At 29.4% G+C, this 13,126-nt stretch carries 6 protein-coding genes; 3 read left to right on the top strand and 3 right to left on the bottom strand.

The annotated features are described in order from the left end of the window. Window positions 1-11: 11 nt before the first annotated feature. A complete protein-coding gene (locus AC1RP9_RS02530) occupies window positions 12-8,603 on the top strand; it encodes a rhoptry family protein (RefSeq protein WP_481821863.1) in 8,592 nt (2,863 codons plus the stop codon). Window positions 8,604-8,695: 92 nt separating this feature from the next. Here AC1RP9_RS02530 and rpsR read toward each other — a convergent pair whose 3' ends face one another. Genes rpsR through rpsF form a run of 3 tightly spaced genes read right to left on the bottom strand, consistent with a single transcriptional unit; the run spans window position 8,696 to window position 9,901 of the window. Further along, window positions 8,696-8,962: a 30S ribosomal protein S18 gene (gene rpsR, locus AC1RP9_RS02525; protein WP_481821861.1), complete on the bottom strand. Its 267-nt coding sequence runs from the start codon at window positions 8,960-8,962 to the stop codon at window positions 8,696-8,698. An 8-nt stretch (window positions 8,963-8,970) separates the two neighbouring features. Beyond that, window positions 8,971-9,462 (bottom strand): single-stranded DNA-binding protein, encoded by a 492-nt coding sequence (locus AC1RP9_RS02520; protein ID WP_481821859.1) that lies wholly within the window; start codon window positions 9,460-9,462, stop codon window positions 8,971-8,973. Between the two features lie 16 nt (window positions 9,463-9,478). Beyond that, window positions 9,479-9,901: a 30S ribosomal protein S6 gene (rpsF, locus tag AC1RP9_RS02515; RefSeq protein WP_481821857.1), complete on the bottom strand. Its 423-nt coding sequence runs from the start codon at window positions 9,899-9,901 to the stop codon at window positions 9,479-9,481. Window positions 9,902-10,139: 238 nt separating this feature from the next. On the opposite strand from rpsF, the gene topA reads away from it, so the two are divergent. Together topA and AC1RP9_RS02505 are read left to right on the top strand one after the other, a co-directional pair. Continuing rightward, window positions 10,140-12,023, top strand: coding sequence for a type I DNA topoisomerase (topA, locus tag AC1RP9_RS02510; RefSeq protein ID WP_481821855.1), 1,884 nt, complete (start codon window positions 10,140-10,142; stop codon window positions 12,021-12,023). An 83-nt stretch (window positions 12,024-12,106) separates the two neighbouring features. After that, window positions 12,107-13,126, top strand: coding sequence for a glycosyltransferase (locus AC1RP9_RS02505; RefSeq protein WP_481821853.1), 1,020 nt, complete (start codon window positions 12,107-12,109; stop codon window positions 13,124-13,126).

Here is a 13,126-nt window from a genome sequence, read left to right as displayed (position 1 = left end):
AAGGAGGAATTATGCTCAAATTTAAGAATAAAAAAACTAAAACTGTAATTTTAATTCCAACAATAGTTGCAGGTCTTGCGATTGGTGCCGGGGTAACTTTATCACTAATTCACTCAAAAGAGCAAGTTAATACTTTAACAGTGTATGGAAACTTTTTAGAAGGCGAAAACTTATTTAAACTTTATTCTCCATATTTCCAAATCAACTCAAGCGATAAAGAAAAAGTAATTAATACCTATAAACAAGCTAAGGATGATTGAAATAATAAAAATAAAAAACTTAAAGATAAATTAGTATCACTGGACAAAGCACAAGAATTTGCGTTTCAGTTTTATATTGATAATCTTGATAAAATTTCAATGGATCAAAATCAAACTTTAATTTTTTGACAAAAAATTTTAACTAATCAAGAGGCTCGGATTCGTGAATTAGATCTCAAGGATCAACTTACTCAACTTAAATCAGATCAAAAACTTAAGTTTTTTGACGATTTATTTAAAGCAAACAATGAGCAAAAACGTGCTTATTTAACTGCTCTAGCTCAAGGAATTTCTAAATTAGTTGCATCACAAAACAATATTTTAAGTCCTTTTATTGATTTATTAGAACAAACAGCTTCTCAATTGGATGTTCTTCCGTTCCAGGGTCTTAAAACAGATGTTTTCAATTCATTAACTCCACTTTTTTCACGAATTGTTTCTGCTGATGTGAGGTTAAATGAAATTCAAATTGCTTCTCAAGATACTAATAATGAAGTCACTAAATTAAACGATGTTTTATCTAGTTCACAAATTGAGATTAATGAAATTAATGAATATTTAAAATTAATCCAACCTTATGTGAATAATGCAGCTTATTCACAAAGCGAAAAAGATAATGTTCAAAAGTTCCTTGACGCAACTAAAATTAACTTGAATGTTGCACTAAATAAAGCTGATATTAATCAAATTCATAATAGTGTAGTGACTTTTTACCAACAAATTTCAGATACACAAAGAAATATTGATGAAATTAAACAAGTTGTAAAAGATTTAAGTCGTTATGTAAATGAATTTGATCCGATTTTGCGTTTTAACAAAGACATGGTTAATCAGCAAATTAATCAGGTGTTACTTATTAATGACAAAAAAGAGCTTATTTTTGCTAAAGCAAACTTATTTAGTCAATTTTATGCTCTTAAATTCTCAAACCATTTAATCACTGATCTTAAAAAGAGAATTAATTTAGCTCTTAATAACAACATTATCATCCAAAAAAGAGCAACATTGTTAAATTCTCAAATTGATACCATTGTCGATAAGCATTTACCAGCTCAACAACTGGCTCGTGAATTATTTGCTTTTTACAATCCAAGCGATAAAGAGCTTGAAACTCTAACTTATTTAAATAATGAATTAAAATTAATTCAAACCCAAATTGTCCAAGTAAAAGAATTTGCATTTACCAGTTCAGATATTGCTGGTCAATTAAATGAACTAAATAATCAAGTGATTAAAACTTATTCTAATGATGTTAATTCAACCTATTTAACATTAGTTAAAAATCAACTTAATGAAGCTTTAAGAAATATTCTTAAAAGCAACTTAAAGCAATTAATTGGATTAATGAACCAACAAATTCAAACAATTAGCAATTTAAATGATCCAATTAATGCTAAAGTTGTGGATGAAGCTCAAAAATTAAACCAAGAAACACAACCAATGGTTCAAGATTTTGATCCAACCCCTTCAGCTCGATTGATTGAACAGATCAAACTTTATAACGTTAAGCTTCAAAACTTAATTAATGCTAATAAACAAACTCAAGCTGAAAATTTTTCAACTTTTACTGATAATTATTTAAAAATAGTTTTTTCAAATAATGATGAAACATATCTTCCTACTCCTAAAGAACAAAAACGGATTAATTTATACAATCAATATAAAGCTCAATTAGATTCATTACGTGAGCAAATTAATGCTGGAAGTGGAAATCCAAAAATAGCACAAGATGTTGAAGTTGTTTCGCAAAAATTAAGAAATTTAACTGATACAGGAAATGATTTTAGACAATTATCTAATTTAGATAAGCAAGCTGAGCAAGCCATTCAAGATAAAAGTACTGGACCTAATTCACTTGCGCTAGCTCCTTTTATCAGTGAGCTTGAACAAGCACGTAATCAAGTTGATAATTTATTCGGTAATCCTGATGCAACCTTTGATCAAATCCAACAAGCACATAAAAAACTTGCTCAAGCACTTAAAGATTTAAATCAAGCTGATACTAAAATTTTGTTAGAACAAAAAATTAATCAATTAAGAAACACCATTGATCAAGCCTATCAAAACGATTTTAGTTCTCCAGGAGCTAGTGCTTTATTAAAACAATATAACGATTTAGTCCAAGCTTCACAAGATGCTTCAAATCAACAAAAAAGCAATAGTTCAATTGCTAAAGCAAATTTATTAATTGATTTAACTCCACATTTATACGAAGCAGAAGCTAATAAAAAGCGTTTACTTGATATTATTGGAGACAAAACTTCTGCTCAGTATACAGACACTAAAACCCGTAATTTTATCGATAAGGGAAATGAAGAAATTGTTAATATTGATTTATTGATTAGTCAATTAAATAATCCAAGCAACACTCCTAATGTTCAAGCTTTTGAGCAAGAAAAAAGTCAATTATTTAATCGTGGAAATGAAATTTTACTTGCTTATGAGCAAGATAAAATTGAACTGATTAATCAATCCATTCAAGCTAGTGCTAAAAGTACTAAAGGTGGAGCTAATGATTTATATCTTGCATCATTAAGAAGTGTCAACAATTATGCTAACATCCAAAAATCTCAAATTGACATTACCAAAGCTACCCAAGCAGCACATAAAATGGAGCTATTAGAAAATTTAGCTCACGTTTCATCACAATTACTCGATTCATATAATCTATATAACGCAGGAACAACTGTACCTTTAGCAGATTATATTTCAAGTATCTTAACTACCAATGATTTATCAGTTGGAGACACTGATGAACAGATTCTTGCAAAAACTAACCTTTTATCTAAAGCACAGCAAGTAATTGTTGCTAAAAAAGAATTTTTAGACGTTTATGAACAATTAAAAGCAGTTTTAGATGAAAATAAAGACTGAAAAATTTATCAAGGTTTGCGTAGTGAAATTAATTTAATCTTCCAACAAACCAATGCAACTATTTTTAATAATGATTTGAGTATTGAGCAAATTCAAGAACGAAAAGCTCGCTTACAAACTCAAATTGATGTGTACAAGAATAAAAAACGCGACCTTTTAAACGCATTTAATCAAGCAATTAGTACAACTGATGCAAAACAAGATTCACTAGATAATGATATAAGTGCACTTATCACAAATAATAATTCATACTCATTTGATGTTTATTATCAAAAAGTTAAACAAGCTTACGAGCATGATAAAACTCCAGCGCAAAAAGTCAATGTTGATACCCAAGACATTCAAAATTATGCAACCAAACTTGAAATTGGTTTTTTAAAGGATAGTGCTTTAAATAAACTTAAAGATATTCAAGCTAGTGCAAATGCACAAAATTTTGGTACTAGTAATTCACACGCTAAAGTTAAAAGTGGTTGAACTAACTTTGATAGTAGTGTAAAAAATAATCTTAACTTAGACGATCTAACTCTTGAACAAGTTAAAGACATTAATAAGAAAATTGATCGTTATTCAGATTTATTTAATTTAGAAAAACGAATTGCTGATTATGTTAATAAAAATCAATCTCAAACTAATGCTACAACCCTATCAATTGAGCAATTAAAACAAAGTCTTGAAAATACATTACCAATTGCTTCAGATAATTTTGATGAAATCAATACAAAATATGAACAGTTAAATGCAGTTTATATTAAAGAAGCTGAAATTCAAGAACTTAGAGAAAATATTATCTTCCAGATTGAAAATGATAATCCTTCCTTAGGAGCTTTAGGTATTGTTAAAAGTTTAACTAATGCTCTAGGAGCTAATTATGATTCAGAATTAACTACTCGTTTAAACACTTGAAAAGATAATATTAAAAATTCAGCTAGCACAGCAGTTTCTAAAGATATATTAGTTAATCTTTTAAACCAAGTTAATCGAACAAGAAGTGAAATTAATGCGATTGCTACTCTTGCTAAAAATGTGGCCAAAACTATGGATGCACTTGGTAATGTAACTAATAATAATTCAAACTTAATTAGTTCGTATTCTCAAAAATTAAATGAATTACTCACTCAAGCTAAAGCAAATTATTTCAGAGAAACTATTGACCCTGGTCAAACTAATAATGTAGCTTTTTACACAGATTTAAGCAATAAAATTGACTTTACTCGAGAAAAATTAATCGCTTCAGATGCTTTAGCAAGCAAATTACAAGAAATTAGAAATATTATTAATCAAGCTGATTTTAATTTACAAAGTCTAAACGGTCGTGTTGGTTTTGATAAACTGAATGAATTAAATGATTATATTAATTCGTTTGAAACAGCTGCTAAAAATGATGATTACAATCAACAAGGTGTTGATAAAATCAATGCTCTCAAAGAAAAAGCTAATTCGTTCAAAAACATTATTGATATTGATCATGAAACTTTAGTTTATGCAAGCAGTTTAGCTCAAACTAATACCTCAACTGTTAATTTAGATTTTCAAGATGTTTTAGCTTTAGTTTGAGATAGTATTCCAAGTGCAAGTGCTAATCCTAATTCATCCTTAGGGAAAGAAAACGGGAACACTTATTCAGTGCATGATTTATTTGATTTAAGCTCATCAAGTGCATTAAATGAGCAAGCATACAATGCTTTAAGTGAAAAAATCATCACAGAAATTGGAACCAAAAAAGCTCATATTCAAACCCGTAATAACTATCGAACTACCACTAATAGTCAAATCAATTCATTAAAAGCTAAAGACTTTACTCCAATTGTGCATAATGATTTAAAGAATAGTTTACTAGCTTTATTAAACACTTTAGAACAAGATAATAATAATGCTACTTCCTTAAGCGTTTCGCCTGACGAAAGTGGTCAATTAAATGTTGTGAGAACCAAAGTACAAATTATTAGTGCTAAATTTGATGCATTAAAAACTTTAGCTGAAAAAGTGTATCAATTAAACAATTTTAATAACACTATCATAAGCTCACTTCCCTTAATTACTAGTGCTAAAAATCAAACTGCTCAATTAATCACTAAGGCTATGAGTTATTATAATAATACTGATTTAATGAATCAAACCGGTGCTCAAGCCATTGAACAAATCACCCAACAAGTTGAGCAACAACATTTTAGACTAACATTATTATCAACTTATGAGCAAGTCTTTAATCAATATAATGCTGAAATGAGTTTAACCACTCCTGAAAAGAATGTGATTAAAGCTAAATTAGATAATTTTGTATCTGAATATAATAATAATGTCATCACACCTGAACAATTATTTACCAAATACTTTAGAAAAGTAACTCAAGTTCAAGCCAGTGAACCAGCAAGTGCTAAGAATAGTTTGATTAAATATGCTCTTGATAATGCAATTGAGCTACAAAAAACATATAATGATGCACTCAGTTACCTTGCACTACAAGATGCAAACTTAGATAGTAATAATGTTCAAAGTAAATTTACTCAAATTAACACCTTAATTAATGGTCAAACTGGAGTGGTGAATACTTTAAGTGCAAATGATAACAATGAAGAGTTTAAAGTTAATTTAACAAATACCATTAAAAGTAATATCGAACAATTAATTGATGCGAAAAAAGAGCAAATTCAACAACAATTAGATGCTAATAATGAAATTAAAAATTTCTTTGATTCGGTTAAAAGTAATTTTACTACTCAAGGTTCAAGTGCTAATATCACTTATGTTGACGGATTTGAACAAAAAGGAATTAATGAGCTTAATAGTGCAAATACCAATAAGGGTAATTTATCGTATTCGCAAGTTAATGTTTATTTAGCTAATGCAAAAGCAGTTGCTAATCTCCAAATTTTTGATTTATATAATAAAGCAATTAATGTGGTTGAAAATATTCAAAACGATGTTTTACAATACTATAACGATTTTGAGGCTTCAAAAACTCAAGTTCGTAATGGAGCTCAAGTTGATACTGTTAAATACGCACCAATTTTGCAACTGAAAACCCAAATTGATAACGCTTTAAATGCCGATTTTAATAGTGCTGAAAATTATTCGAGCAAAATTAATTCTTTAGTGGGAATTATTAACGGAAATCATGCAAGTGTTATTAATAATTTTGTTAATGTGATTAAACAAGAATTTGAGCAAAAATTCAATCCACAACCAACAAATAATTCTACAAGCGATAAACCAGGATTTTATGTCAAATTAAAAACCAAAATAGACATGCTTAAACAAAATATGGTCACTGGTCAAAGTGTAAATTTATTTAAATACAATCAAATTGAAAGTATTGAAAATGAATATGATGCTTTTATCAATCAGTTTGAAACGCTCAACCAAATTTATCCAACAATTAAAACCAAAAGTGATTCAGGTTCTTTATCTGCATTTGCAGCTTCGCTTGATAAATTGAATCAAAGTTTCCTTGAATTAGAAAGTAATGTAAAAAATGCAGTTAATCAAGCATTAAGCAAAAATCCTTTACAAGCTGTTTTTGCTGATATTTTTGAAACAATTCGCTATTCAGATTCTTCAACATATACTAATGAAATCAAAAACCAATTCAACACATTTAAAGCTACTATTACTGCTAAATTAAATGATGTTAATACTAGTGCTAATTTTGATTTTTCAACTCTAAATAAAGATAGTAATGCTGATACAAATTTATCCGCTTTATTACAATCGCTCACACAATATAAAGACTGAATCAAAGAAAGCGCACATAAAAATCTGTTACTTTCGCAACTAGATGCTAATCCACAAATCGCTAATCCACTTCCACCAATTGAAGCTGGTTTAGCTGCTACATTTGATAAAAAATATAAAGTTATTACTTCTAATGCTCAATATACACGAAGTAAATTTGTTAATAATTTTAATAGTATTGTTGCTTCGCAAAATAACCAAAATACAGAATTAATCGAAATTGGGAATAATGATACTTTCTTAGCAATGTTTGATCAATTTGCTTTTACCAAGAAAGATATTACCAATGCAAGTGATTTAAAATCAATTTATTCACCAATAAAATTTAAAGTGTATATTAAAAAATATAGTCCTAATGGTTGATTTGACCTTGTTGCTCCACATGATGCTGAAGTAGATCGTCAATCACTTCGGGCTAAAGTGGTTTATTCATACGAATCTGATATTACCGATATTGGTCAATTGCAAATGGAGAAAGAAGTTGTCTTAACCTTTAAGACACTTGATACTATTTCAATTGCTAGCGGAACTTCAAGTATTTTTATTAATAATAACTCACAAGTTGGACTAGCAGCTAAATACGAAGTAATTGATGTTGATGAAGCTGGTTGAAACATTGCACAAGTTGCTAGTTCAAATGCAAGTAATGCAGCAAGTGTTAAAGAACAAGTAATTAAAAAAGTTTACAACAAAATGAAAGCTGCTATTTTTGGCCTTGATAATACTAACTCAGATATTCCAAGTAATACCGGTATAATTACCCCTAAAAATAGTTATTTAACTAGCCTCAAAACTCTTAACGATCCAGAACATGTGAATTTAAATTACATTGCAAGTGGTCGCAATGCAAGATTAAGTGCTTATATAGACAATAGCAATCGTGATACCACTACTAAATATGGATTTGATATTGATAATCAAAGCACAATTCCAATTACATTTGCTCTTTCCTTAGCTACATCAAAACGAGATGAACGTTTATTAATTATTCCAGAAGATAGTGAAAAAGGGTTTGTATTTATGCAAATTCAAGGTGGTCGAATTACTGGAATTCCAACTAATGGGAAAAATAGTGGTACTGGGAGACCAGGAACTTATGATAGCAAATTGAATAAAACTGCTAATGGTGGACAAAATATTTATAACAGATCAAACGATTGATGAAATACAACAGTCTTTCCAACCGGTTTTAATGTCAATTTATATGAATTTAACATTGATTATGACCCAGTTTTAAGAAAAGTGTATATTTATAACTCGTGATTAGAAAATACTTTATATCCAATTAATAAATACAATTTCAAAAATAATATTGATGTTTATAAAGTTAAAAATGAACTCAGACAAGATGATAAAACATTTTTAGATGGGTTATCAACTCGTTTTGGTACTAATTCAAATATACCATTATACACCCCAGAACCAGGAGAATTGTCTAGAGCGTACGAAATTTTTTCATTGTACTATAATATTTTTTATAAAAGATATTCAGCTAACAATTGATTACCAACATCTGCTTCAAATAACACAGCTTTAGGTGGTTCACCAATATTTCCTCTCACTGGTGGACAAAATATCATCCATCGAACAAGTCTTAACAATCCAACCACAGCAACTCAAAGACGTGCACCATCAGTAGATTATAGTCCTGCTAATGGAGAACTTCAAAAAAGTTCAGCACTTGATTCGCTTTATTCTGCGTTAATTAACAAATTCTGATTTAAAATTCGCTAATTAAATTAAAACCAAAAATACTCACTAATTAGTGAGTATTTTCTTGTCGATTGATAAATAAAAATTCAGCTTATAACTGAATTTGGATGAGTTTAAGCAATTTTTTGCATTCTAACTCTAACAATGCTATAAGGCATTAAAGCCATAAATCTTGCTCTTTTAATTGCAGTAGCTAATTTACGTTGGTGTTTAGCACAAGCACCAGTGTTAGCTTTTGATTTGATTTGCCCATTTGCTGAAATATATTTAGATAATAATTCAACATTTTTATAATCTAAATATGTCATTTTCTCTGAACAAAATTCACAGAATTTCTTTCTTGGTGTAAATCCTTTTTTACGTTTGTTAATAACAGCCATTTTCTCTCCTATTCTCAATCTTCTTCATCATCAAAAATCGATGTTGACGAAGTTGGTTGGTCAAATGTATAATCGTTATTTTGGTTAAATTGGTTGTATTCTTCAGGGGTTTGCACTGGAATTTCGTTTCTAGTGGTGAATTGAGTAGTTCCTTGATTTTTTTGAGCTAATTCTTCTCTCCGTGATTTAGATTCAAGCGGAGTAATAAGATTAACTATAACATCAAAGCTAGTGTTCCGATTTCCGTTGCGATCTTGATATTCGCTTACACTAATTGAACCATCAATCATTACCAATGAACCCTTAGTGAGATATTTATTAATAAAATCAGCGTTTTGTTTAAAAGCAACACATGGAATAAAGTTTGCTTTATCATTAACAGTTGTACGGTTGTTTCTATTCACTGCAACACTGAATGAGACAAAATTATTCCCGTTTTGAGCTTGCTTTAAATCTTTAATATTGGCCATACGTCCAATTAAAATAACTTTGTTATACATATATTAAATCCTTAAATTATTCTTGAGTTCTTGGTGTACGAACTAATCTTGGAGTACGTTTTTTAACTTCTTCACTTGAAGTGTTTTCACTTCTTTCAGTTCTTTCTCTTTTAACACGAGGATCTACTTTTTTCTTACCAACATTTTTAAATTCTTTATTAAAGCCTCTTTCAGTATCAAGGTTTAAAACTAAATATCTTCAAATTTCTTTAACAATGTTAGCTTTACGGGTAAATTCAGCAACTAATGTAGGTTGACTTTCAACCTGAGCAAGTAAGTATTGAGCATGTTGAGCATTGTTGATTTTATATGCTAATTCAGTACGTTCAAGTTTTTCAACTTTAGTTACGTTCTTTCCAAAAACATCTACAAGAAGTTTTTGAGTAATTTCTAAATTAGCTTTAGGATCAACAATCATCATAATTTCATATTTGTTCATGTTATCTCCTTATGGTCTTCTGGGCCAAACGGCCAAGGAGTATATATAAATACTCTTATTTATTTTATCATTTTTGCTATAAACTAAAAACCTTTTATTAAGTGTTTTAAATTATCTAGCAAATAACTATTTTTTAGATTAATACCAGTTAGCAAAAGTAGTGATAATTATCTTTATCCACAAAAACAGGGCTTTTTTATTTTTTGATAAGTTTAAAAATTCATGTAAGATTTTAACAATGCAAAAAAGTAATTTAGTCATTGTCGAGTCACCGAATAAGGTTAGCACTATTAAAAAATATCTTGGAGATAATTATGAAGTAGTTGCTAGCGTGGGACATATTTTAAAGTTAAAAACCTCTGGAGCATACTCATTAGGGATTGATTTGCAAAGTTGAGAACCAGAATATTCACTGGATTCAACCAAGCGAGAAGTTGCTAAAAAACTCAAAGAATCAATTAAAAAATCAAATACAGTTTATATTGCAACTGACCCGGACCGAGAAGGTGAAGCTATTGGAGAACATCTTGTAAATTATTTTAAATTGCAAGATCAATATTATCGTGTTAAATATAACGAAATTACCAAAGATGCCATTTTAAAGGCCTTTGAACATCCAGAAAAAATTAATCAGCCTCTAGTTCAAGCTCAAAAAGCTCGTCGGATGATGGATCGAATCATTGGTTTTCGTTTAAGTTCGTTAATGAAAAATAAAATTTTCAATTCACCAACTAATCCAAGTGCTGGAAGAGTACAATCAATTGCTCTGAAATTAGTTGTAGATCGCGAACGTGAAATTGAAAGTTTTATACCAGAATATTACAGCAAGCTTAGAGCTTTTTTTGCTGATAATGTTAATGAAGCTATTTATGTTAATTTAGATAATCCATCTGAAAAACGTGAATGAATCTTCAAAGAACAATTACCAGAGTTAAAAAAATATTTTCAGAGTGCTCTAAAAAATTTATTAGTTACTGAGATTAAACAAAGTCAACGTAAACTTACTAAAGTTGAACCATTAAAACAATCAGTTTTATATAAAAAGAGTCAATATTCAGCTCAAGTAACTCAAGCTGTGTGTCAAAAATTATACGAAGGATATGGTGATGGTGGACTTATCAGCTATCCAAGAACTGATTCAACTCGTCTCAGTAATACTTTTGTTCAAGTAGCTCAAGAGTATATAAATTCTAAATACGGAAAAGATTATGTAGCAAGCGAAATTAAAGGATTTAGCGGAGATCAAGACGCTCACGAGGCCATTCGTCCAACTGATGTGCAATTAACACCAACTCAAGCAAAAGTTGTCTATCCACAAATGAGCGATCAAGAGGTAAGAATTTATCAATTAATTTGAGAAATAACTTTAAAAAGTTTAATGACTCAACCGATTCGTAAAATTTCATCTTACACTTATCAAAATGGTGAACATGTTTTCAAAAACTACTTTTCAAAGGTTGTTTTTGATGGTTATTACATAATTGATAGCGAACCTCCAGTTAGCGATATGGATCCTGAGTATAAAAAAGGTGACCTTATTGATGTGCGTGAGTTTATGTTTGAAGATCATCAAACCAATCCTGCTCCTCGTTATAATGAAGGGTCATTAATCGAAAAACTTGATAATATCAAGGTAGGGAGACCTTCAACCTTTGCTTCAACAGTTAAAGTAATTAAAGACCGTGAATATGTTGAGATTTTTGAAAACACACTCAAACCAACTGAATTTGGAAAAGTGGTTTTGGATAAATTAATTGGTTCATTCCCTAAAATTATTAATGAATCATATACTGCTAGCGTTGAAGAGCAACTTGATCAAATTGCTGAAGATAAATTAGACAAAAACAATGTTATGCAAGATTTTTGAGATAAATTTACTCAAGAGCTTGAACAAGCTCAGCAAAGCATGCAAGCTTCTAAAATTGAACAGGTTGAGCTCGATGAACCTTGTCCTGATGATAGCGGAATCTTAATTGAACGAAGAAACAAACAAGGCCAAAAATTCATCGGATGCAAGAATTTTCCACAGTGTCGCTACACTCGTAGTATCCCTGGTCAAAATACCTTTAAATTCAATCGTGCAAAACGTAAATATACCCCTAAAACAAAAGCAACTGAATAGTTGCTTTTACTTTGTCTCGAAAAGTAAATACGTGATAATATGGTAAAATTAATTATAAGTGTTTTATTAGATGAAGGGGTGCAATGAGATTATCAATTATCTCGCTCTTGAGCGAATCTGTAAAAGATGTTGAATTATTTTTACGTTCATTAACTCTGCAGGAAAAACAAGATTTTGAAATCATTTTGTGCGTAAATAAGAATACAAAAACCAAGCAGATTTTTGAAATTATCGCTAAATATAAGACCTTTTTTAAGAACAGATTAATTGTCCTTTTTAACAGTAAAACTAAGTCATATCAATTTAATTTAATGGGGGCATTTAGAGTTGCAAATGGAGAATATGTTTACATTATTAACTCAGATTCACCACTTAAACGTTATTATGTAGAACGATTGCTCGAACACTTAGAAACACATAATACCGATATAATTGAACTTAAACCAAGAATTATTGGTTCAGTGTTATGAAAACCTCAAGCAAGATTAACACATAATCAAAGCTTAACAATTTCACAAGAAAAACAAGTGATTGCTTATTCATTTCCGTTTATTTTTAATAAGTTTTTTAAATGTTCATTAATTCAAAAAATCTTAGATTACCAACCTATTGGGAATAGTGATTCAAAATTATGTATCGAGATTAATTATTTATTATTAATTAACGCAAATACTTATACATATATTGATGAGCGAATTTTAAAAGAACATTACGGAGCTAATATTCTTTTAAGCACAAAAAATGAGCTTGAAAGTTTTAATCGAATTCGAACTTTAGCTCAACAAGCTCATTTAGACTTAGAGCAAGAATTAATGTATGCTCAATATTATTACTTGAAAATTATTATGTACGGACTTTTAAATGCAACCACATTTGCATATCGTAATTTTAAATCTAAAGAGCAAATTCAACAAACCCGAAGCTCACTAATTGTCCAAAAACACGAACAAGAGATTTTAAAGTTAGAAAATAGTACTGAGTTTAAAAACTTTCAAACACAAAATATTTACATGCTTAAATCTTGTACAGAAACTGAATTACTCAAAACACCCATTCGTAAGTTGAGAAATATTAAAACTAAAATTTTGAGTGAGCTAGAATAA

The organism is Mycoplasma sp. 3686h, assembly GCF_056781225.1.
The sequence above is the reverse complement of the archived record's forward strand: the minus strand, read 5'-3'. Positions and strand labels throughout refer to the sequence as shown.